Origin of the sequence: Streptomyces tyrfis, from assembly GCF_037034285.1 — a bacterium.
GTDB lineage: Bacteria > Actinomycetota > Actinomycetes > Streptomycetales > Streptomycetaceae > Streptomyces.
The window spans coordinates 63822-86278 of sequence record NZ_JBAGJZ010000012.1; the positions used below are offsets into that span (position 1 = coordinate 63822).

Annotated in this window: 21 protein-coding genes and 1 riboswitch; of the genes, 7 read left to right on the plus strand and 14 right to left on the minus strand. The window is 72.6% G+C overall.

What is annotated here, in order from left to right; all coding sequences use genetic code 11:
* Positions 1 to 252: 252 nt before the first annotated feature.
* Complete coding sequence (locus tag WA762_RS11845) at positions 253 to 711, minus strand: GNAT family N-acetyltransferase (RefSeq protein ID WP_335935479.1); 459 nt, start codon at positions 709 to 711, stop codon at positions 253 to 255.
* Positions 712 to 1690: 979 nt separating this feature from the next.
* Here WA762_RS11845 and WA762_RS11850 point away from each other — a divergent pair.
* Positions 1691 to 1918: an antitoxin gene (locus WA762_RS11850; protein ID WP_335935480.1), complete on the plus strand. Its 228-nt coding sequence runs from the start codon at positions 1691 to 1693 to the stop codon at positions 1916 to 1918.
* On the plus strand, positions 1915 to 2286 hold the full coding sequence (locus WA762_RS11855) for a fic family toxin-antitoxin system, toxin component (RefSeq protein ID WP_335935481.1): 372 nt from the start codon (positions 1915 to 1917) through the stop codon (positions 2284 to 2286). The genes WA762_RS11850 and WA762_RS11855 overlap by 4 nt, the downstream gene beginning before the upstream one ends.
* 144 nt (positions 2287 to 2430) lie before the next feature.
* On the opposite strand, the gene bioD is transcribed toward WA762_RS11855, so the two are convergent.
* The 3 genes from bioD to bioB are packed head-to-tail and all read right to left on the minus strand — an operon-like array spanning position 2431 to position 5588.
* Entirely contained in the window at positions 2431 to 3126 is a 696-nt protein-coding gene (bioD, locus tag WA762_RS11860; protein WP_335935482.1) for a dethiobiotin synthase, read from the minus strand.
* A gap of 1 nt (position 3127) precedes the next feature.
* A complete protein-coding gene (locus WA762_RS11865; protein WP_335935483.1) occupies positions 3128 to 4432 on the minus strand; it encodes an adenosylmethionine--8-amino-7-oxononanoate transaminase in 1305 nt (434 codons plus the stop codon).
* Complete coding sequence (gene bioB, locus WA762_RS11870) at positions 4425 to 5588, minus strand: biotin synthase BioB (protein WP_335935484.1); 1164 nt, start codon at positions 5586 to 5588, stop codon at positions 4425 to 4427. The genes WA762_RS11865 and bioB overlap by 8 nt, the downstream gene beginning before the upstream one ends.
* A 141-nt stretch (positions 5589 to 5729) precedes the next feature.
* Between bioB and WA762_RS11875 the strand changes: the two genes are divergently transcribed.
* On the plus strand, positions 5730 to 6872 hold the full coding sequence (locus WA762_RS11875; RefSeq protein WP_335935485.1) for an 8-amino-7-oxononanoate synthase: 1143 nt from the start codon (positions 5730 to 5732) through the stop codon (positions 6870 to 6872).
* Here WA762_RS11875 and WA762_RS11880 read toward each other — a convergent pair.
* Positions 6865 to 7170: a hypothetical protein gene (locus WA762_RS11880; RefSeq protein WP_335935486.1), complete on the minus strand. Its 306-nt coding sequence runs from the start codon at positions 7168 to 7170 to the stop codon at positions 6865 to 6867. The genes WA762_RS11875 and WA762_RS11880 overlap by 8 nt on opposite strands.
* A gap of 352 nt (positions 7171 to 7522) precedes the next feature.
* Between WA762_RS11880 and WA762_RS11885 the strand changes: the two genes are divergently transcribed.
* On the plus strand, positions 7523 to 7954 hold the full coding sequence (locus WA762_RS11885) for an ATP-binding protein (RefSeq protein WP_335935487.1): 432 nt from the start codon (positions 7523 to 7525) through the stop codon (positions 7952 to 7954).
* A 124-nt stretch (positions 7955 to 8078) separates the two neighbouring features.
* Here the strand turns inward: WA762_RS11885 and WA762_RS11890 are convergent, their stop codons facing one another.
* The 4 genes from WA762_RS11890 to WA762_RS11905 form a co-directional block, all read right to left on the minus strand.
* Positions 8079 to 8552, minus strand: coding sequence for a C40 family peptidase (locus WA762_RS11890; protein WP_335935488.1), 474 nt, complete (start codon positions 8550 to 8552; stop codon positions 8079 to 8081).
* A 3-nt stretch (positions 8553 to 8555) separates the two neighbouring features.
* Positions 8556 to 8719: riboswitch (cyclic di-AMP (ydaO/yuaA leader) on the minus strand.
* A 372-nt stretch (positions 8720 to 9091) separates the two neighbouring features.
* A complete protein-coding gene (locus tag WA762_RS11895; RefSeq protein ID WP_335935489.1) occupies positions 9092 to 9400 on the minus strand; it encodes a hypothetical protein in 309 nt (102 codons plus the stop codon).
* A 7-nt stretch (positions 9401 to 9407) separates the two neighbouring features.
* Entirely contained in the window at positions 9408 to 10046 is a 639-nt protein-coding gene (locus WA762_RS11900; protein WP_335935490.1) for an ATP-dependent Clp protease proteolytic subunit, read from the minus strand.
* A gap of 313 nt (positions 10047 to 10359) precedes the next feature.
* Entirely contained in the window at positions 10360 to 10482 is a 123-nt protein-coding gene (locus WA762_RS11905) for a hypothetical protein (RefSeq protein ID WP_335935491.1), read from the minus strand.
* A gap of 538 nt (positions 10483 to 11020) precedes the next feature.
* Between WA762_RS11905 and WA762_RS11910 the strand changes: the two genes are divergently transcribed.
* Positions 11021 to 14359, plus strand: coding sequence for a S8 family peptidase (locus WA762_RS11910; RefSeq protein WP_335935492.1), 3339 nt, complete (start codon positions 11021 to 11023; stop codon positions 14357 to 14359).
* A 228-nt stretch (positions 14360 to 14587) separates the two neighbouring features.
* Here the strand turns inward: WA762_RS11910 and WA762_RS11915 are convergent, their stop codons facing one another.
* From WA762_RS11915 to WA762_RS11925, 3 genes are read right to left on the minus strand one after another with little or no spacing between them, the layout of a single operon-like run.
* A complete protein-coding gene (locus WA762_RS11915) occupies positions 14588 to 15250 on the minus strand; it encodes a hypothetical protein (RefSeq protein ID WP_335935493.1) in 663 nt (220 codons plus the stop codon).
* Entirely contained in the window at positions 15247 to 16767 is a 1521-nt protein-coding gene (locus tag WA762_RS11920; protein ID WP_335935494.1) for a sensor histidine kinase, read from the minus strand. The genes WA762_RS11915 and WA762_RS11920 overlap by 4 nt, the downstream gene beginning before the upstream one ends.
* Before the next feature lie 2 nt (positions 16768 to 16769).
* Positions 16770 to 17453: a response regulator transcription factor gene (locus WA762_RS11925; RefSeq protein WP_335935495.1), complete on the minus strand. Its 684-nt coding sequence runs from the start codon at positions 17451 to 17453 to the stop codon at positions 16770 to 16772.
* Positions 17454 to 18047: 594 nt separating this feature from the next.
* Here WA762_RS11925 and WA762_RS11930 point away from each other — a divergent pair.
* Both WA762_RS11930 and WA762_RS11935 read left to right on the plus strand, forming a co-directional pair.
* Positions 18048 to 18350, plus strand: a complete 303-nt coding sequence (locus WA762_RS11930; RefSeq protein WP_335935496.1) for a type II toxin-antitoxin system Phd/YefM family antitoxin — start codon at positions 18048 to 18050, stop codon at positions 18348 to 18350.
* Positions 18351 to 18728: 378 nt separating this feature from the next.
* Positions 18729 to 20264 (plus strand): alpha/beta hydrolase, encoded by a 1536-nt coding sequence (locus tag WA762_RS11935; RefSeq protein ID WP_443080571.1) that lies wholly within the window; start codon positions 18729 to 18731, stop codon positions 20262 to 20264.
* Positions 20265 to 20361: 97 nt separating this feature from the next.
* On the opposite strand, the gene WA762_RS11940 is transcribed toward WA762_RS11935, so the two are convergent.
* Both WA762_RS11940 and WA762_RS11945 read right to left on the minus strand, forming a co-directional pair.
* Positions 20362 to 21411, minus strand: a complete 1050-nt coding sequence (locus WA762_RS11940; protein WP_335935497.1) for an NAD-dependent epimerase/dehydratase family protein — start codon at positions 21409 to 21411, stop codon at positions 20362 to 20364.
* A 175-nt stretch (positions 21412 to 21586) separates the two neighbouring features.
* The gene (locus WA762_RS11945) at positions 21587 to 22369 is read right to left on the minus strand and encodes a carbohydrate ABC transporter permease (RefSeq protein ID WP_335935498.1); all 783 of its coding nucleotides are present in this window, start codon (positions 22367 to 22369) and stop codon (positions 21587 to 21589) included.
* Between the last annotated feature and the right edge of the window lie 88 nt (positions 22370 to 22457).

Genomic DNA, 22457 nt, shown 5'->3' on the forward strand with positions numbered 1-22457 from the left:
CGGGCAGGGACGGGCGGACCGCTCGATGTCGGTCGTGTCCGCTTCGATTACGTCTGCAACTGGGAGGTTCGCCCATGGAGGGACGTACACACCTTTCGTAGGGAATCGGTCAGGAGGCATCCATGGTAAAGGATCGGCAAAGTCGCTCGCTCTCCTGGCGGATCGCCGTCTTTTCCGCCCGGGCCGCAGTCCCGCCGCGGTACGACGCCGCGTGGGGCTGCTCCCGGGTATCCGCGGACCCTGGCGCAGGGCTCAGTGGTCCCGGGCCTCGTCGGCGGACCCTGCCGCCGGTCGGAGCGGCTTGACCCAGCGCCGCCAGTGGTCCTCGCGGTGGTAGCCGGCGGAGGCCCAGGTGTGGTGAGCCCGCTCGTTGGCCTCCAGGACCATGGCGTCGACCCGTCGGCCGCCCAGGCCGGTGAATCGTCGCTCCGCCGCCGCCATCAGGGCGGTGGCGACGCCTCGGCGACGGCAGTCGGGGTGCACGGCCAGCCGGTAGGCGGAGCACCGCCAGCCGTCGAAACCGGCTATCACGGTTCCCACGAGGGCGTCGGCGCGCTCCGCGAGGAGCAGGGCTTCGGGGTCCCGGGCGATGAGCCGGGCCACGCCGTCGTGGTCGTCGCTGATGCTCGTGCCCTCGGCGGCGTCGTGCCAGAACCGGAGTACGCGGTCGATGTCCGAGGGGGTGGCACAGCGGATGCGCAGATCGTTCATGCGGGCGAGCCAAGCAGAGCGGGGACCCGCCCGGCCAGCGGCTTTTCGACGCTTCGGCCTGCCGGCGTTCCAGCGGTGCGGAGCCCGCGGACCATGAAGTCCCGCACATTCCCGTGCGCCCGCGCGATCCGCCGTGCCTGTTGCGGACCGTGACGGATGCCCCGCCTGCTTCGGTCCGGCGTGGGTATGCCGCGCCCGTTCCGGGCGGTGGGGCGCGGCCCTGTCCGCCGTCCGGGGCGCGGCCCGGACGGAACCGGAGCATCGCGTTCCGTGGCCGTTGGGTACCCGCATCGCCGCCCGGGAACGCGGCGGAGGGGCCGGCGGAGCGCCCCTGTGGACCGGGAACGGCGAAGACGCAGGGGCCGACGGTCGCGCCGACGGTGAAACCGGTGCATTCCATGGGTGAAGCCGTTGCGTTGCACCAGGGAGGCCGACGCGCGGTTTCCGGTCTCCACCTCGGTGACGCTCTCCCGCGCACCGGCGGAGACCGGCGCGATGGGGCGCGGCGGCGGCCAGGGAGCGGCCCGTGTACGGCCTGCCCCCGGTATCGAACGCCTGGTGGCCTGGGGCGAGCCCCCGGAACGCGCGCGATCTTGGTCGGCCGGACGCGCGCTCCGCTCTCCGATGGCCACTGGCGTGGGCCGGCCCGTCGCTGCTCTCGGTCCGGTGGCGCTCCGCCACCGGATCCGTCCCGTGGTCGCGTGGCGGCGGAAACCGTGCCCGCCGGGCATGTCATGTCCACCATTGTTCGAACGGTCCGCGTGCATACGCAACTCGGAGACGCTGCGTGTCCGCGCGGGAGTCCGCACACTCCGCGCCCGCGCGCGAGCCGTGACACCGCGCGTGCGCCGTCCGCGCGCATCGGGGAGCGCACACCGGGGCGCGGCCGCACCCGGGGCGGTCGGGCGTGTCGCGGTGCGCTTCCGGCCCCGGGGCCGTTCGCTTGCCGGTGCTAGCGCGGCGGCGCTAGCGTGTTTTCGTGCCCAAGACACAGCTGAACGTGAGAGTGGACGAGGCCACCGCCGCCACGGCGCGGCAGCGGGCGCTGCAACGGGGGATGAGCGTCAACCGCTACATAGAGGAACTCGTGCGGCAGGACGCCGGCGCGGTGGGCCATACGTTCGTCGAGGCGGCTGCCGACTTCATGAAGCAGTACCAGTCGGTGTTCGCCGAGGAGTTCGGCCCGGAGGGCGAAGGCACGCGTTGAACCTCCGGATCGACCTCTCCTGGCTGCTGATGGTGGCCGAGCACAAGACCCCCGGCGACCCGCAGGTCGTCGACTGGGGCGCGCTCGTGGCGGCCGTGGCGCGCCACGAGGCCGAGATCTTCGGCAGCCCCGTCTACAGCGATCCCTGCACGAGGGCGGCGGCCCTGCTCCAGCTGCTGCTGCACGTCCCCGCGCTGGAACACTCCAACGCGATGTTCTCGTCGGCTGTCGCGTACGGATATCTCGTCGCGTCCGGGCTGAAGGTGGTCACCTCCCCGGAGCAGGTGCGCGATCTGGCGCGACTGGTGAAGGAGGGCAAGGCGGACGTCCGGGCCATCGCCGACGAGCTGCGCCAGTGGAGCCTGTGACCCGCCCTCCCCGGAGCCCGGCCCGCCGCGCCCTCTCTCCCTGAGCCCGCGCTCGCCCCGCCCACGAAGCCCGGCCCGCCCGCCCCGCCCCGAGCCCGGTTTCCGCCGCCCGGCCCGGAGTGCGCGCGGCGCGGGCGCCACACGTCAGCAGGGGGCGGCCGGCCGGGTCCCGCCCAGTTCCGGCGCCAGCCAACTCCTGGCCGCGGAACGGAAGTCGGCCGGTTCCCACGCTCCCGCCCCGGCTGGCACCGCCCCCAGCAGCGGGGCGCCCGCCGCCACCGGGAGGTCCGCCAGATTGCAGCGTGCCGCGAGGTCCGGGACGCCGGGCATGCTGCCCACCACCACGCCGGAGCACTCCAGCCTCCGGGCACGCAGCGCCTCCGCGGTCAACGCGGTCGCGTTGAGCGTGCCCAGCCCGGCCCGCGCCACGACCAGCACGGGAGCGGACAGCAGCCGCGCCGCGTCCGCGAGCGTCGAGCCCTCCTCGTCGAACCGCACGAGCAGGCCGCCCGCGCCCTCGATCAGCACCACGTCGTGCTCGGTCGCCAACTTCTCGGCGGCCTCGGCGATCTCGTACGGGCGCACCGGCGGCAGACCGGCCCTCCGCGCCGCCGTGGCGGGCGCCAACGGCTCGGGGAACCGGGCCAGTTCGACCGCGGTCACATGGCTGCCCGCCAGCCGTCTCACCTCCGCCGCGTCACCCGGCTCACCGGGCTCCAGACCCGTCTGCGCGGGCTTGAGCACCGCGACACGCCGGTCCCGCCACGCCGCCGCCACCGCGGCGGTCACGACGGTCTTGCCGATCTCGGTGTCCGTGCCCGTCACCACCAGGACGCTCATCTCAGCCCTCCCTCGCGGCCGCGCACACGGCACGGCAGATCCGCGCCACGTCGTCGTCCTCCGTCACATACGGCGGCATGGTGTAGACGAGGTCGCGGAACGGCCGCAGCCATACGCCCTCCCGCACCGCCGCCCGGGTCGCGGCCGCCATGTCCACCTCGTGGTCGAGCTGCACGACACCGATCGCGCCCAGTGTGCGCACGTCCCGCACCCCGGGCAGCTCCGCCGCCTGCGCGAGGCCGTCCCGCAGCCCCGCGCCGATCCGTTCGACGTCCCGTTCCCAGTCGCCGTCCAGCAGCAGGTCGACGGAGGCGCAGGCCACGGCGGAGGCCAGCGGATTGCCCATGAACGTCGGGCCGTGAGCCAGCACCGGCACCTCGCCGCGGGAGATCCCGTCCGCGACGCGGGCGGTGCACAGGGTCGCCGCCATCGTCAGATAGCCGCCGGTCAGCGCCTTGCCCACGCACATGACGTCCGGCGCGACCCCGGCGTGGGAGGCCGCGAACAGCTTTCCCGTACGGCCGAAACCCGTGGCTATCTCGTCGAACACCAGCAGGACGTCATGCGCGTCGCACGCCTCGCGCAACACCCTCAGATAGGCGGGGGAGTGGAACCGCATCCCGCCCGCGCCCTGCACCACCGGCTCCACGATCACCGCCGCCAGCCGGTCGGCGTGCCGCGCGACCAGTTCCCGCAGGCGGCGCACGTAGTCAGGGTCCGGCTCCGCGTCGAAACCCGACGGCGGCGCGTCCGCGAAGACCTGTTCGGGCAGCACGCCGCGCCACAGCTCGTGCATGCCGCCCTCGGGGTCGCACACGGACATCGGCTGCCAGGTGTCCCCGTGATAGCCGCCGCGCCAGGTCAGCAGCCGCTGCTTGGCGGGCCGTCCGGCCGAACGCCAGTACTGCAGGCACATCTTGACCGCGACCTCGACCGACACCGAGCCCGAGTCCGCGAGGAAGACATGCCGCAGCGGCTCCGGGGTGATCCCGACCAGCCTCGTGGCCAGACGCACGGCGGGCTCATGGGTGAGACCCCCGAACATCACATGGCTCATCCGGTCCAGCTGACCGCGGGCCGCCGCGTTGAGCACCGGGTGGTTGTAGCCGTGCACCGCCGACCACCACGACGACATGCCGTCGACCAGTTCACGCCGTCCGTGGGCCGGTTCGGCCAGCCGGAGCCGCACCCCGGACGCGGACTCCACGACCAGCGGTTCCTGGCGCCCGGGCATCGGGCCGTACGGATGCCAGACATGGGCGCGGTCCAGGGAGCGCAGCTCGGCGGGGGAGAGCGGCTCAGGCATTGGGGGCGAGATCCGTGCCCGCGCCGCGCCGGCGCACCGCCACCAGATCCGGGCGCGCCGCCGGACCCTCCCCGGCGTCGTCCGCCCCGGGCGCGTCGGCGCACGGCGCGCACCCGCCGCCGCCCCCCGACTCGCAGCCGTCCCCACCGGGGGCGCGGTGCGCCGGCAGCGTCGTCGTGTCCGCGCCCTCCACCTCGAAACCGGCGTCCGTGATCATGTCCAGGTCCGCCTGCCCGGCCTGCCCCTCGCTGGTGAGGTAGTCGCCCAGGAAGATCGAGTTGACCAGGTGCAGCGCCAGCGGCTGCATCGACCGCAGATGCACCTCCCGCCCGCCCGCGAGCCGCACCTCCACGTCCGGGCAGACGAACCGGACCATCGCCAGGATCCGCAGGCACCGCTGCGGGGTGAGGTTCCACTCCTTCGCCAGCGGGGTTCCCTCGAACGGGATCAGGAAGTTGACGGGCACCGAGTCCGGATCGAGCTCGCGCAGCGAGAAGACCACGTCGACCAGGTCGGCGTCGGTCTCGCCCATCCCGGCGATCAGCCCGGAACACGCGGAGAGCCCGGCCGCCTGTGCCTGCCGCACGGTCTCCACCCGGTCCGCGTAGGTGTGGGTGGTGGTGATGTCCCCGTACGTCCCCTCGGACGTGTTGAGGTTGTGGTTGTACGCGTCGGCGCCCGCCGCGCGCAGCCGCTCGGCCTGCCCGTCGGAGAGCAGCCCGAGGCAGGCGCACACCTCGACGCCCTCGTGCCGCTCCCTGATCGCCGCGATGGTCTCCGACACCCGGTCGACGTCGCGGTCCGTCGGGCCGCGGCCGCTCGCCACCAGGCACACCCGCTTCGCGCCCCCCGCCACACCCGCGGCGGCGGCCTTCGACGCGTCCTCCGGCTTCAGCCAGGTGTACTTGAGGATCCCGGCCTTCGAACCGAGCCGCTGGGAGCAGTACGAGCAGTCCTCGGGGCAGAGACCGGACTTGAGGTTGACCAGATAGTTCAGCTTCACCCGCCGCCCGAACCACTGACGGCGCACCTTCCCGGCCGCGGCCACCACGTCGAGCAGGTCGTCGTCCGAGGTCGCCAGTACGGCGAGCGCTTCTTCACGGGTCGGCGGCTCGCGCCGCAGCCCCTTGTCCACCAGCGTGTTCAGGAGGTCCATGGCGTTGATCCTGGCCCATGGCGCACCCCGCAGCCAAGGAGGAACCGGACAACAGACCCTGTGAATGGTGTGTGTATTGCCACACCATGCCCTGCTGCGCCCGCGGTTAGGGTCTGTGAACTGCCTACAAAAGGACCGCCCATGTCCTACGCCCCGTTCGACTGGATCGACGACGCGGCACGCCGCCGCGCGGACGCCGGACTCGTCCGGACGCTCCGCCCCCGCCCCGCCGCGGCCGAGCTGCTGGACCTCGCGAGCAACGACTATCTGGGGCTGACCCGGCACCCCGAGGTCACCGCGGCGGCGGCCGACGCCGCGCGCCGCTGGGGCGGCGGTGCGACCGGCTCGCGGCTCGTCACCGGCACCACCGCCCTGCACGCCGAACTCGAACACGAACTGGCCGCGTTCTGCGGGTTCGAGGCAGCGCTGGTGCTGTCGTCGGGGTACGCCGCGAACCTGGCCGCCCTCACCGCGCTCACCGGCCGGGGCTCGCTGATCGTGTCCGACGCGGGCAACCACGCGTCGATCATCGACGGCTGCCGGTTGTCCCGGGCCGAGACCCTCGTCGTCCCGCACGCCGATCCCGACGCCGTGCGCAAGGCCCTGCGGACCCGCGAAGGGCGGGCCCTCGTGGTCACCGACTCGGTCTTCTCGGTCGACGGCGACGCCGCACCGCTGACCCCCCTGGCCCGAGTGTGCCGGGCGGAGGGGGCGGCGCTGCTCGTCGACGACGCACACGGCCTGGGTGTGCTGGGGGAGGGCGGCCGGGGCTCGCTCGCCGTCGCGGGGCTCGCCGGCGACGAGGGCGTGGTCGCCACGCTCACCCTCTCCAAGTCCCTGGGAAGCCAGGGCGGGGTGGTCCTCGGCCCCGCCCGGGTGATCGAGCACCTCGTCAACACGGCCCGGACGTTCATCTTCGACACCGGCCTGGCCCCGGCCGCCGTCGGCGCGGCCCTCGCCGCCCTGCGCGTGCTCGCCCGGGAGCCGGGGCGCGCCGCCCGGGTCCGCGCGGTCGCCGCCGGGCTCTTCGAGCGGCTCACCGCGGCCGGTCTGACGGCGGTGCGCCCGGACTCGGCGGTGGTCTCGGTACGGGCCCCTTCGGCGGACGCGGCGGCCCGCTGGGCGGCCGACTGCCGTGAAGCGGGGATCGCCGTAGGGTGCTTCCGTCCGCCGTCGGTGCCCGACGGAGTCTCCCGGCTGCGGCTGACCGCGCGCGCCGATCTGACGGACGAGCAGGTCGACGCGGCGGTGGAGACCGTGCGGCGGACCGCTCCGGTCAGCTGACCGGAGCGCGGCACGGACCGGAGACGAACGAGGCCCGGTCCGCCGCCGCGGCGAACCGCGGCGGCGGACCGGACACGCACCTGGAGTCCGGGGCGGACAGCCGGCCGGCACCGGACGGGCCGGTCTCCACGCACTCGTTCAGCCCCGTGCTGCGGCTGCTCCGCCGCCGGCGCGGTTCGTGCCGAGCGGAGAAGTCCGACGTGACGACCTCCTCGGGCGGACCGGCCAGGAGCGTGCGCGGCCCCGCGCCGGCCACGCCGTACGTGTCCAGCAGCCGGTTCACCTCGGTCGGCCGCATCCCGCCGCCCGGCCCTGACGCGGTTGATCGCCGACTGGTGTCGGCCGACTGTCCGCGCGGTCTTCCGGCGGGTCGGTCCCGAGGCGTGACGCGGGCTCCGGACCTTCTCCCCGGGCTCGCGGCGTCGTACCACGGGTCCGCGCCGGATGCGCGGGCTCCCTCCCTCTCGCGCCGGGCGGTCGGTGCGGCGCGCGCGTGCGGTTTCGCGCGGCCGCGTTCACCGCATCGAGCGACAGATATATGCATATCTTGTGGGATCGGCGTCACAGCGGGTGCGATCAGTGGCAATCTGACGCGAAGCGGAACCAGGACCGGGAACGTGCCGGTCCGGGTGGGAAAGGGGTGGCTCGCCGTGGCAGACCATCAGGAAGCAAGCATCACTCTGCCGAGCGAGCCGGTCTCGGTCCCGGCGGCCCGCAGACACACGTTCCGAGTGCTCACCGAATGGGGCCTGACCGCGGACGACGGCCTCGCCGACGCCGTCCGGCTGATCGTCTCGGAGCTCGCGACCAACGCCGTCCAGCACACCCTCGGCCAGTCGCCCACCTTCACCGTGGAGCTGAGGCTGGAACGGGAGGAGCTGCTGCGCCTCGGAGTGACGGACAGCCACCCGCGCCTGCCCCGACGGCTGCCCGTGGCCGTCCAGCAGGACAACGGGCGAGGCATGGTGATCATCCGGAAGCTGGCCGAGGAGCGCGGCGGCCGACTCCACGTCACCCCCACCGCCGACGGCGGCAAGACGGTGTGGATCGACCTGCCGTGCGGCGGCTCCGCGCGGAGCTGAACGTTTCGCCCGGCCGGCCAGGTCTTACCGGACGGGCCGCCTCCCCGGTGCCGGTGCGGCGCCGTGCGGGGCCCTCCGGCGTGCCGGAGGAGGCCGGAGGACCCGGCCGCCGGAGGGCGAGGCGTCAGCGGACGCGGCCGTAGTAGACGCTCTTCGACCAGATCTTCTCCAGGCGGACGACCGCGCCGGTCCTCGGCGAGTGCCAGATCTTGTTGTGCCCGGCGTAGATCCCCACGTGGTAGACGCTGCGACCGTAGTGGAAGAAGACCAGGTCACCGCGCTGCCGGTGCCGGGCCGAGACATGGCGGGTCTTGTTGTACTGCTGCTGGGCGGTGCGGGGGAGCTTCTTGCCGGCCTTCTTGAACGAATAGACCGTCAGGCCGGAGCAGTCGAACCGGTAGGGGCCGCTCGCCCCCCACCGGTACGGCGCCCCCTTCTTCGACGCCGCGATGTTGAGCGCCTTCAGCGATGGAGCGGCCGCCTGGGCCTCCGTGGCGGCGCCCGGGGCGAGCATGGTGCCCCCGACGGCGGCCAGAGTCAGAACCGAGGCCGTACCGGCCCGGGCGAGCAGAGACGGGACATGAACCTGCGCAGTCATGCGCAACCCTTCGTCAGCCGCCTGTGAAGGATGACCTGTCGGGTTCGGGCTGGCGAAGTTGCCCGGCCGCGCTCGGCGGCTTCACCCCGAGGGCCGACCGTGAACCGGTCGACCCGTTGTGCTCGGGTCCTCCACTCCTGCCGATCCACTTCCGTCGACCAGTCATCCGGGCGGCGGCAGGACTCGGCGTCCGCCCGGACCGCCCCGCCGCGGTGGCGGGGGCTTGTCGTCCCAGGGATCTTGACTCACCGACAGTCGTATTTCCGAGCTGAAACGACGATATGTGAGAGTCCTCACGACTGACCTGTTCGAGTGGAGCTGACGTTTTCGAGCACCCGGTTGCGCGTGTGCGCCCGGTGTGCATCAGGCACGTAAGGGCGTATCTCGTGCACCTATCATCCGAAAACCGCAAGTTGGAATTTTGCCTGCAAACGGTGTTTTCTACGCTGAAAGAGTAGGAAAATCGGTTTGATCGTCGGGCGTGTCGTGTGGGGAGGCGGCCGGTTCTCCGGCGGCGGCGACGGCGACCGGACGCGTGCTCAACTCCCCGGAACGGGCGGCAGGGCGATCCGCCCGCACCGCCGCTCCCCGTCCAGCACGCGCAGCGCCCGGGCGAGGGTGCCGGCGTGGAGCCGCGCCTCGCCGCGCTCGTGCATGAGCGTCAGGGCGTCCCGCAGCGCGCCCGCATGCGCGGCCAGTGCCTGCGCGGCGCGCAGCGCGCCGTAGGTGTCGCCGCCGTGCACCGGATTGATCCGGCCCAGCTGATCGACGACTTCGAGGTAGCGGTCGATGAACTCGCCCTCGGCGCGGGTCAGAGCCGGAAGCGGAGGCGTCTCGGGCGTGCGCATCAGTCGCTCACTTCGGACCGGACGGCCGGAGCGACGTCTTCCGGCTCGCCAGGACGTGGTCCGCCAGGCCGTACGCCAGCGCGCCCGGCGCATCGAGGACGAGATCGCGCTCGATGTCACCGGCGACACGCGCGCCGTCGCGGCCCGTGTGACGGGCCAGCAGCGCGACGAGCGTCCGGCGGACCCGTTCCAGCTCCGCCGCCTCGTTCTCCAGATCCGACGGGCGTCCTCGTACCGGCTCGGCGAGGGCGGGCTGACGCAGGATCACCCGGGCCCCGGGCAGCATATGCCGCCGGCCCGGGGCGCCCGCGGCCAGCAGGACGGCGGCGCAGGCCCCTGCCTGGCCCAGGCAGTACGTCTCCACCTCGCAGGCGAGGAACTCCATCGTGTCGTGGACGGCGGTCATGGCCGCGAACGAACCCCCGGGGGAGTTGATGTAGAGCGAGACCGGCAGGTCCGGTGCGGCGTATTCCAGATGGATGAGCTGCGCGATCAGGTCACCGGCCGCGGTGTCGTCGAGTTCGGTGCCGAGGAGGACGATTCGCTCGGACAGCAGCTTGGAGTACGGGTCGAAGGTGCGGGTTCCATGAGCCGTGCGCTCGGTGAACTCGGGCAGTGCGTATCGGGCGGCGGGGCGGAACGACATGGGCTGCCTCTCGTCGAGGGCCTGCGCGGGCCCGTGTCGGGACCGCGTCAGCGCCTGTAAGAAATGTACAGGACGTACAGAAGATCATGATGGGGGTACGTCCTGGTGATCCGCTGAAACGCCCAGGTCGGAGAGTTTTGCCGTTCGCTGAGGGCGGATGTCTCACAGTCCGTCACGATGGCTTGAGCATCAGGCTGCTTCGCCCTCGCTGAAGCCGAGTGGAGCAGTCGGGTGGTCCGAGGCGACGCGGAGGTCACCGGGGCGCGGGCGGACGTGCACCCCGCTCGGTGACGTCGGCGTCGGCATGCCCGGATCATGCGGCGAGGGCGACGCCCGGCGCGCCGTTGGCGGCGGGAAGCGTGGGGTGCGCGTCGTAGAGCCGGACCTTCCACGGCTCCAGCTCCCGGCTTCCGCCGCGGCGAGCGGGCGGGCTCACGCAGTTGGCGAGTCGTGGGCGACTGGCCGAGGCGGTCGACGAAGGTGTGGCCGGAGGGCGCGGTGACGAGGCGGGTCGAGCGGGCAGTCCTGGGCGCCCGGCACGGGAACTCACCCGACGAACCAGCGCGCGGCCCTTCGCCCGCGGAGATCCCAACGCGTTCGACGCGTCCGTGACGCTTCCCGTTCCGTCCCGCGTGGGTCGCACGCGTGCGGGGTCGTACTGCGATTCCGGCAGCTCGGGGGTTCTGTGCGCAGTCGGATTCCCCGGGTCGTCTCGGGTCCGTGCTCAACGCGTCCGGCCGTCCCGACGCGACCGGCGCGTCGGCAGGAAGTGCCGCCCGAAGAAGAATCTGACGAGCCGTCACCAGTACTGCCCGGGCTGGCCATACGTGGTGGAGCGTTGTTACACAACGATCATTGAGTGCCTCCGAGCGCCCCCGGAATACTTCAAGCCCCGGGGGTCGCACGAGACTTCGAGAGCACCCCGTCCGGGCCGGGCCCTCGCCCGCCCGATTCACTCCTGAGCAGGGGCAATCTTGCGTAAACGATCAAAACAGGCGTATGCCGTCGTGGCTGCGGCCGCCGTCGTCCTGACGGCGGGCATGACCGGCCCGGCATCGGCGGGGACCAGCGGCCCGGACCCGGCGGTCCCGAGCGCCGTCAAGGGCACGGGGGCGGTCGGCAAGGCCGTGCGCACCGTCACCCTGATAACCGGTGACCAGGTTCTCGTGGACTCCCGCGGCCGGGTCGGCGGTATCCAGCGGGCGAAGGGCAGACAGGACATGCCCTTCTTCACCTGGACCTACGACGGCCGCACCTATGCGGTGCCGCGTGATGCCCGGCGGCTGATCGCCGACGGCACGCTGGACCAGCGGCTGTTCGACGTCACCGGACTCGCCGAACCGGAGAGCCTCAAGGCCAACCGGGCCGGCCTCAAGGTGATCGTCGGCTACCGGGGGTCGGCGGCCGGTTCCGCCCGCGCCGAGGTGCGTTCCTCCGACGGCACCACCGTCCGCCGGACCCTGTCGGCCCTCGACGCCGACGCCGTCACCAGCACCACCGACAGCGCGGGTTCCCTGTGGGACGCGCTGACCCGTCGGCGGAGCGACGGTTCGGCGGCCAAGGCCTCCGGCATCGCGCGAATCTGGCTGGACGGCGTACGGAAGGCGTCGCTCGACCACAGCACCGGCCAGATCGGCGCTCCGGCGGCCTGGGCCCGCTCCTACGACGGCACCGGTGTGAAGATCGCCGTCGTGGACACCGGAATCGACGCCACCCACCCGGACCTGGCGGGCCGGGTGGTGGCGGAACGGAACTTCAGCGGCTCCCCGGACGCCCGGGACCGGGTCGGGCACGGCACGCACGTGGCCTCCGTCGCCGCCGGTACGGGGGCCAAGGACGCCCGGTTCAAGGGCGTGGCGCCCGGGGCCCGGTTGATCAGCGCCAAGGTGCTGGACGATCAGGGCAACGGTGACGACTCCAGCATCCTGGCGGGGGTCGACTGGGCCGTCGCCCAGGGGGCCGACATCGTCAACATGAGCCTGGGCAGCCCCGACACCCCGGGGATCGACCCTCTGGAGGCCCAGGTCGACAAGCTCTCCGCGGAGAAGGGCGTCCTGTTCGCGGTGGCCGCGGGCAACAGCGGGCCGGGCCGGGGCACGGTCGCGTCCCCCGGCAGCGCCGACGCGGCGCTGACGGTCGGCGCCGTCGACGACGACGACCTGATCGCCGACTTCTCCAGCGTCGGGCCCCGCACCGGGGACGGCGCCGTCAAGCCCGACATCACCGCACCGGGCGTGGAGATCACGGCGGCGGCGGCGAGCGGCATCCCGGACCAGAACCCTCCCGGATACGTCGGCATGAGCGGCACGTCGATGGCGACCCCGCACGTCGCGGGCGCCGCGGCGATCCTCAAGCAGAAGAACCCCACCTGGACGGGCGCACAGATCAAGGCGGTCCTGACGGGCTCGGCCAAGGGCGGCTCCCACTCGGTCTTCCAGCAGGGGGCGGGCCGGCTCGCCGTCGACAAGGCGATCGACCAGACGCTCGTCTCCGAACCGGCCTCGGTCGCCCTGGGCACCCAGCAGTGGCCCCACACCGACGACACACCCGTCGGCAAGCAGGTCAAGTACCGGAACAGCGGCACCACCGACGTGACGCTGGACCTGTCGCTGGAGGCACCCACCGGCGGGGACGAGAAGCCCGCCCCGGCCGGGTTCTTCACCCTCGGGGCACAGCGGATCACGGTCCCGGCGGGCGGCACCGCCGCCGTGGACCTGACGGCCGACACCCGGCTCGGCGGCACGGTCGACGGCTCGTACTCGGTCACGGTCGTCGCGACCGGAGGCGGCCGGAGCGTGCGCACCGCGGCATCGGTGGAGCGCGAGGCCGAGTCGTACGAGGTCACCTTCAACACCCTCGGACGGGACGGTGCGGCCAGTGCCAACTGGCAGGCCGACCTGAAGGGCTACAGCGGGTCCGCCGCGGGCCGTCGGTTCTTCCCGGACCTGTCGTCGGGCTCCGCCACGGTCCGACTGCCGCGAGGCACCTACAGTCTCGCCGCCGACATGCTGGTCGACCCCGCTGCCCCGGCCAAGGGCATCGACCTGATCAACAACCCGCAGTTCTCGGTGACCGGTCCCACCACGGTCACCCTCGACGCCCGGACCACCCGGCCCGTCGCCTTCGCGGTGCCGGACGCGGCCGCACGCTACACGCGCGCCGGAATGATGTACACCGTGAGCACACCCGAGACCTTCATCATCGAGGGGGGCGAGTTCGGCAGCTTCGACCATCTGCGCACCGCGTACCAGGGGCCCGAGATGGAGGACGGCGTCCTCGCCCAGCAGTGGTCCGCGCACTGGCAGCGGGGCGGCGACGAGTACAACGTCCTCACCGGCGGCCCGGTCAAGGAACTGGCCACCGGTTACAGCAAGACCTACAAGCCCGGGGACATGGCCCTGGTGAAGGCGAAGGTCGGATCGTCCGTACCCGGCCTCGACGGCGCCCTCGCGGCGAACGGCGTACTGGACTACGGAGGCGGCGTCGAGGCCCCCTACACCGTGCAGCCGGCGCCGGGAACGCGCAACGTGTATCTGTCCACGGCCGACGGGGCCGCCTGGAACATCGTCGCGGGTGTGCTGGGCGGGGCGGATCCCTCGGGCCGGCGGAGCTTCGACGCGCTCTACGGTCTCGACGAGCCGCGGCGGTACAAGGCGGGGGAGACGTACACCGAGACCTACAACGTCGGTGCACCGGGGCCGCGGATGAACGCGAACGAGGGGATCGTGCGCGACGGCGACACCATCTTCGGTGCGCTGCCGCTGGTCAGTGACGGGGCGGGCCATTTCGGGATCGCCCGGTACTCGGGCGCGAGCACCACCGTGCACCGCAACGGCGAGCTGTACGTGAAGAAGGACGTCGCCGTCGACCAGGGGCCCTTCGAGCTGCCGTCGGAACCCGCCAGGTACACGGTGTCGACCACGATCCACCGGAACCCGGAGTTCAACCGCACCGGGACCCGGATCGACGCCTCGTGGACCTTCGACTCGGCCCGCACCGAGAGCCCGACCATGCTCCCGGTCTCCATGGTCCGCTTCCTGCCGGATCTCGCGCTGGACTCCACCGTTCCGGCAGGCGGCAAGCAGACCTTCCCCGTCGAGGTGCAGGGCGCGGCGGCCGGCGCCGCTCTGAAGACCCTGCGGGTCCTGGTGTCGTACGACGACACGACGTGGCTGCCCGTCCCGGTCACCGGGGGCAGGATCACGGTGAAGGCCCCCGCGAAGGGCAAGGCGATCTCGCTGAAGGCCGTCGTCACCGACAAGGACGACAACGAGTCGACGGTCACGATCCACAACGCCTTCTTCGGCAAGTGAGGCGAGACCGGACCGACGAGCACGGGCGCCGCGCGATCGGATGAGACTCCGACGCGCGGAGCGCGGCCCCGGGTGAACCGGGAGGAGCGGCCCGCCGGAACATCGGTTCCGGCGGGCCGCTCCTTCCCGTGCCGCCGCCACCCGGGGCCGGTGCGGGAACGACGCCGAATCGTCCGCACGATACGCAGGGCGACTCCTCGACCGGCGCCGGGCGCTCGCCGCCACGGCTCAGCGCGTCGGCATCCGGACCGGTCGGACGGGGCAGTCGGCCGGGGCGAGGCGCCCGTCCTGCCCGACCAGGGTCACGGACACGGCCCCCTGCGCATGCGCCGCGAACGCGGCCGTGCAGACGATCTGGTCGCGGGCGGCGGCGGTCAGCCCGCTCACCCGCAGACGCAGCATGACCTCGACGCTGCGGTCGCCCACGGCGATCCGGTCCGCGGCGGACGCCGCCCGGGACAGCGCAGCGGCATTGTGGAGGCCGGCCCGCCGTTCGGCCTTGTCCGGTCCGGCGAGCAGGGCGGCGACGGCCGTGAGCGGCGAGGGGGACTCGCTCGTCCCCGCGCCCGGTGGGGACGAACCGCCGAGGCCGTCCCGTCCGGGCGACTCGTCCGGGTGGGGCGACGCGTCACCCGACCCGACGGAACCCGCGGTTCCGTTCTCCCGCGGTGCTTCGACGATCCGCGGCACGGGCAGCAGTTCGTCGTCGGGGGAGAGGAAGAACAACAGCAACCGATCCTCGCGCGGGGGAAGCAGGTCGGCGACGACGGGCCTGCCGGCCTCGACCACGGCCGTCTCCTGGATGCCGCAGCCCACGAGCGGGCCCCCGGCGAGCATCAGCAGCGCGGCGACTCGGACCGTCCGGCGCCTGCGGAACGGCGACTTCTTCACGCGATGGTCTCCGTCCGGTCACGGCTCTCCGCCGGCCCCGTGCCGCCGTGCGCGGGCGACGGCCCGTCCGGCGTACCGCTCCCGGACGCCGGCCCGTCGAAGGGCAGCTCCACGGTGAACAGGGCGCCGCCGCCGGCCGCGTTCCGCGCGTGGATCGTGCCGCCGTGCAGCTGCACGTTCTCCTTGGTGATCGCGAGCCCGAGGCCGCTGCCCGTCGAGCGGGAACGGGCGGCGTCCGCCTTGTAGAAGCGGTCGAAGATGTGCGGCAGTGCGTCCGGTGGGATTCCGGGGCCGCTGTCGTGCACCTCGGTGATCAGCACGTTCCCGTGTGCCGACAGCCGCACGGTGACCGGTTCGGCGCCATGGCGCAGGGCGTTGCCGACCAGGTTGGCCACGATGACGTCGAAGCGGCGCGTGTCGAGGCGGATGCGCAGGCCGTCGGGGAGCTCGACGCGGACCCGGCCGAGCCACTGCCTGCCGGACAGGGTGTTGCGCACGGCCTCCGCCGCGTCCACCTCATCGGTGTTGAGTTCCGCCGCGCGGGCGTCGAATCGGGAGATCTCCATCAGATCCTCCACCAGCACGGCGAGTTTGCCGGTCTCGGCGCTGATCAGGCGCACCGCCCGAGCGGCGTGCGGGGCGAGCGTCCCGGCCTCCTCGTCCACCACGTCCGTGACGGCGAGCATGCCCGCGAGCGGGGTGCGCAACTCGTGCGAGACGTCCGAGGCGAAGCGCCGGGCCCGTGCCCCGGCTTCCCGCAACTCCTCCACGGAGCGTTCGAGACGGGCCGCCGACTCGTTGAACGTCCTGGCCAGGTCGGCCATCTCGTCCCGGCCGCGCACGGCGATGCGTGTGTCGAGCTGCCCGCCGCCCATGGAGTGTGCGGCACGCCGCAGTTCGCGGACGGGGCGCAGCACGCTGCGCGCCGCGAGCAGTGCGGGCACCAGGGCCACGGCCAGCCCCGGCAGGGCGCCGTCCCGGGCAGCGGTCACCAGGGAGTCGATGTCCACGTCCTCGTTCGTCATGGGCATCACGGCGAAGAGAACCAGGCCGCTCGGCATCGCGGGGCCACCGGCGACGACCCGGGTCATCACCGGCATCCCGATGGTCAGATACGCTCTCCCGTCCTTGACGACCCGCTGGAAGCTGCCGTGTGCCGAGGTGAGCGCGGTGCGGCGCAGCTTTGGGGTCAGCACACCGGAGGCGGGCCGGTCGCTCGATGAGACGCGCACCGAACCGTACTCGGCGAAGACGATCCAGGGATGTGGTTTGGCGCGCGCCGCGATGTCGTAGAGGTCCCACCGCAGCGCATCCGGATCCAGGGGCAGGCTGGGGACGAACTGCTCGACCTCCTCGCGGAAGGAGGTGACGGCCGTGTCCTGCGCACGCACGAGGACCGCGTTGCGCGCCTGCCGATAGGTCAGCGCGGCGGTCGTGACGGCGCTGACAGCGGCCACCAGCAGGAACGCGATCACCAGCCGGGTGCGCAGCCCGAACGCGGCGGCCACGCCGGGCATCCTCACAGCGGACCGAAGCGGTAGCCGTAGCCCCGCAGGGTCTGGATGTAGCGAGGATCGCCGGACGGATCCTCGATCTTGGCGCGCAGTCGGCGCACACAGGCGTCCACCAGGCGGATGTCGCTGTGGAAACTGTGATCCCAGACCTCCTTCAGGAGCCGCTGCCGGCTGAAGACCTGTTCCGGTACCGCGGACAGGTGCAGCAACAGCTTCAGTTCGGAGGGCGCGAGGGCGACCGGGTGGCCCGACCTGAGGACGGTGTGACCGGCGCGGTCGATGTCGAGTTCACCGTGGCGCTCGACGGCGTGCCTCCTGCCGATCGGGCTCTCGGCGCGGCGCAGCACGGCACGTATGCGGGCCTCGATGACCTCGGTGCGGGCGGGCTTGACGATGTAGTCGTCCGCACCCGCCTCCAGGCCGACGACGATGTCGACGTCGTCGCCGCGCGCGGTCAGCATGATGATCGGTAACTGGCTGGTCTCGCGTACCCGGGAGCACACCTGGACGCCGCTCATCGCGGGGAGCATCAGGTCGAGCAGCAGGATGTCGGGGCGAAAGGCGCCCAGCGCCGCAAGGCCCTCCTCGCCGGTCACGGCGGCGTGGACCTCGTGCCCGCGCTGGCGCAGCCCGATCTCGACGCCCTCACGCACGGAGGGGTCGTCTTCGACGAGGAGGACGCGTGACATGGCGGTGTCTCCGGGATCGTGGGGAGTGGTGGGTCGTTCGGCGGTACGGCGACCGGGGGCGGGGCGGGAACCGGCGAGCGGATGACCGCGTGCGCGACGGCCCGCGTGCTGCGGGTCGTCCGACATCCCGTGTCAGCGGTCCGGGTGCGGGCCCGTCCGGAGCGGCAGCGCGTCCGGCCCGGTCGGCCGCGGAAGCCGTGCCGGCCGGGCGCACGCGTCGGCGGTCCCGGCGAACGGCCCTCCCGGCTCCGCCCCGACCGGCGCGCGGGAGACCAGGAGCATGAGATCGCGACGGGGCAAGTCGTACTCCAGGAGGTGCGGCAGCGGTGGCTCCCCATACTCTCAGGCGTGCGCGGGGCGATGACGGGCGGTCAGTCGTCCCGGAAGTGACCGGTTTCGTCATGAACCGGGGGGAACAGGGCGCACCGGAGACCCGCCAGGAGTCGGGGCGACCAGAAGGCCCATCGTCTCGCCTCGGCTCGCACATCTCTCGCAGACGAGAGCGCACAGGAGCACGCGAGAGGCTCTGACCTGGATATTCGCTGTCGCCGCGGACCACGGCGGACCAGGTGGACAATTGCATAGGCTGGGGGCATGGCCTACGAGATTCCGGTGACGCAAGCCCGAGCTGAACTCGCCGAACTGATCAACCGTGTCGTCTACGGCGGTGAGCGCGTGGTCGTGACGCGGCACGGAAAGCCGCTCGTGGCGCTGGTATCCGCCGCTGACCTGGAACGACTGGAGAACGGCGCGGAGGCCGCCGAGGAGCGGGTGATCAGCTCGGTGTCCTCGATCGGGTCCTCGGCGTCCGCTCCCGGCGAACGGCGGCGTTTCGGCATCGCGGCGGAGCACACGGGGCGGGCCGAGCGCGCGGGGGGCGAGGATCCGGGGCGCTGAGCGCCCCGAGGACGGAGCGCCGTCCCGGGTGCGTCGCGCGCCCGTGAACGCGGGGTGCCGCACGGCGACGCGCCGGACGCCCTTTTCGTGCCCGCCAGGATCTGCCGCGCCGGACGGCCCGCCCTGTCCGCCGCGCCCGCCGCGCATGCCGGGCCCCGTCGCGCGACGCGCCCTCGAACCGAGCACCGCTCAGCGGGACACGGGCGTCCGGTTATCGATTCGGTAAAGAAGTCTGTGCGTGGCCTGTCCCCGGGAGCCCCTCTGCCGACAAGATCCGCGCAAGGTCCTGGACGAATCACGCCGCCACCGGCGGCACTCCAGGAGTGGGGGAGGTTCCACTTGAGACGTTCAACAGCTGTCGGCTCGGCCGGCGCCCTGATGGCGAGCATGCTCATATCGGGCGCGGTGACCGCGCCGACGGCCACCGCCGAGGGCCGTCACACCGGTTCCGAGGCGCGTGGCGTCGAACTGGCCGCGGCCAGGGCAGCCAGGGCGGGCATCGACTGGAAGGACTGCCCGGCCGACTGGGCCCTGGCCAAGCCGATCCAGTGCGGCTGGGTGACCGTGCCGGTGGACTACGCCAAGCCCGACGGCAAGCAGATCCGGATAGCCGTCGACCGGCATGTCAGCACCGGCACCGGGAGCGAACGACAGGGCGCCCTGATCTACAACCCGGGCGGACCCGGCGGTTCGGGCCTGCGCTTCCCGACCCGGATCACCAACAAGAACCCGCTCTGGGCGAACACGGCGAAGGCGTACGACTTCGTGGGCTTCGACCCGCGGGGCGTCGGCCACTCCGCGCCGATCTCCTGCGTGGACCCGCAGGAGTACGTCAAGGCGCCCAAGGCCGACCCGGTGCCCGACTCCGAAGCCGACAAGCGCGTCCAGCGCAAGCTCGCCGCCGAGTACGCGGACGGCTGCGCCGCGCGCAGCGGCGACATGCTGCCGCACATGACCACGCCGAACACCGCACGCGACCTCGACGTCATCCGTGCCGCCCTCGGCGAGAAGAAGCTCAACTACCTGGGCGTCTCCTACGGCACCTACCTGGGCGCCGTCTACGGCACGCTCTTCCCGGACCACGTCCGTCGCATGGTCGTCGACAGCGTCGTCAACCCGGAGCGGGACAACATCTGGTACCAGGCCAACCTCAACCAGGACATCGCCTTCCAGAAGCGGTGGGACGACTGGAAGGCGTGGGTCGCGAAGAACGACTCCTCCTTCCACATCGGAGACACCCCCGAGAAGGTCGAGCAGGCGTGGCTGAAGCTCCGCGCCGCCGCCAAGAAGAGCCCGCTCGGCGGCGTCGTCGGCCCCGCCGAACTCATCGGCTTCTTCCAGAGCGCCCCCTACTACGACTCCTCCTGGGCGCCCGTCGCCCGGATCTGGAGCGACTACCTGAAGGGCGACACCCAGGCCCTGATCGACGCGGCCGCCCCCGACATGTCGGACATCGCGGGGAACATCGCCTCGGAGAACGGCAACGCCGTCTACACCGCGGTCGAGTGCGCGGACGCCAAGTGGCCCGTGAACTGGCGGAAGTGGGACCGGGACAACACCCGGCTGCACGAGAAGTACCCGTTCATGACCTGGGCCAACGCCTGGATGAACCTGCCTTGCGCGACCTGGTCGGCCAAGCAGGGGACCCCGCTGAACGTGAAAACCGGCAAGGGCCTTCCGCCCGTGCTGATCGTGCAGTCCACCCGAGACGCCGCCACCCCGTACGAGGGCGCCGTCGCACTGCACAAGCGCTTCAAGGGTTCGCGGCTCATCACCGAGCGGGACGCCGGTTCGCACGGGGTGACCGGCCTGGTCAACCCCTGCGTCAACGAGCGGGTGGACGCCTACCTGCTCACCGGAAGGACCGACCGGGCCGACGTGACCTGCGCCCCGCACGCCACGCCGAAGCCCTGACGGCACGAACCCGGCCGCCACGGACGTGAGCGGCGGGCACGGGCGGCCGGTGGACCCACCACCGGCCGCCCGCGCCGTTCACCGGGGCGGCCCCGACTCATGCCCGCCGGTCGTACGCCTCCAGCCAGGCGTCCTCCGCCGCGTAGTCGAACAGCTGCTGCCCGTACGACCGCAGCAGCACCGGGAACGCCTCCGTCCAGTCCCTGCCCTCCAGCCGGCCGGCGAGCCACTCGACGGTCTCCGGAAGGGACTCCGCGTACTCCGTCAACGCCCGGTAACCGAGCTCGCGTTCGGCGGCGGCCATGTCGAGCACGACGGGCAGGGCGATGGTCCACGGCGTGGCGCCGACGCCGTCCTCCCCGGGCGCGCCCGCCATCAGCACGGTCTCGGTCCGCCGGCCGAGAACCGCGTCGACGGCCTCGCCGATCTCCGCGACCGTCGGCACGTGCGGATCCCCGGCGTTGAGCACCCGGGAGCCGGGCCGGCGGGCGGACAGCCTGATCAGCTCGGCCAGGTTCGCGACATGGACCGGATGGAAGCGGGACGTGCCCTCGAAGGAGAGCACCCGCCGGTTCCGGCCGTCCAGGAGCCGTTTCACGAAGTACAGCTCGCGGGGCGAGCGGCAGTGCGGCCCGTGGATCGCACCCGCCCGCAGCAGCGTCGTCGGCAGCGCCTCGCCCGCCGCCAGCAGGCCCTGCTCCAGCTGCACCTTCCGTGTCGCGTATGTGGCGTCGCCCGCCGGCACCGTGCGCTGCGTCTCGGGGATCGGCACGGGGTAGCGCGGAGTCCCGTCCGGCCGGTCCTGCGTGTCGAAGCCGCGACCCCGCTCATCCGCGTACACCGCGGCGCTGGAGACGACCACGGCCGAACCGATCCGGTCCGCGAGACCGGTCAGCTGCCGGGCGTGGTCCGCCCCGTACGCCACCATGTCGACCAGCACGTCGCAGCCGTCGCCCAGCGCCGCCGCGAGCGCCCCGTCCTCGTTCCTGTCGAGCGCCACCGTGCGCACCGAGGCGTCCCACCGCTCGTCCCCGCCGCCGCCCCGCGAGGCGGCCGTCACCTCCCAGCCGTCCTCGACGAGCGCCCGTACGGCCGCCCGTCCGATCTGTCCCGTCGCTCCCAGCACCCATGCGCGTCCCATACTCATGAGGCGACGTTAGGCCGGGAGGGACGCCATCCGCGGCGGAGTTCACCGAGCGCGGATTCGCCGTCGGCGTGACGGATCCGGGAACTTTTCCCGCCCGCACGGCGCGCCATCCGCGGCGGTCGCGGCACGCGGGGGAGCGGCGTCCGCGCCGGACCCGCGGGGCGTCCGTCCCCCGTCAGCCCTTGAGCCCGCCCGCGAATCCCCTGACCACATAGCGCTGGAGGAGGGCGAACACCACCAGGACCGGCAGCGCGGCCAGCACCAGCCCGGCGAAGACGAGCCCCTGGTCCGAGACGTACTGGCCGACGAAGGCGAACACGCCCACGGGCACGGTCTCCCTGCCGGAACCGCCCAGGTACAGCAGCGGGGTGAAGAAGTCGTTCCAGACGAACACGGCGTTCAGAATGACCACGGTGCCGGTGACGGGGCGCAGCAGCGGGAAGACGACCCGGGTGAACGCCTGGCGGTGGCCGCAGCCGTCGATGAGCGCGGCGTGCGCGTAGTCCGGCGGCAGGGCCCGGACGAATCCGGTGTACAGGAAGACGGTGAACGGGAGCTGGACGCCCGTGTAGAAGAGCACCATGCCCTGGTACGTGCCGAGCAGGCCCAGGCCGTCGACCAGTTCGAAGAGCGGGATCATGCCGAGCTGGAACGGCAGCACGATGCCGAGCAGGAACAGGACGTACAGGCCGTAGCCGAGACCGCGGGCGCGGCGTGCGAGGAACCAGGCCGTGGTGGAGCCCAGCACGACGAGGAGCACCAGGGCGAAGGCGGTGATGACCGCGCTGCTGACCAGGGCCGGTCCGAGCTTCGCGGCGGACCAGGCGTCGCGGAAGTTGGCGAGGGTGGGCGGCGCGGGCGGCGCGAGGGGCGAACCGGCGATCTGCCGGGGGTCCTTCAGGGCGAGCGTGACCAGCGCGTACACGGGGAACAGGAACACGACGGCGGCCGCCGCCATGGCGAGCTCCAGAAGATACGGCCCGTATCCCCTGGGCAGTCCGCGCCGGGGCGCCCTCCGGGACCCGTTCGCGGCCCCGGGCCGGCGT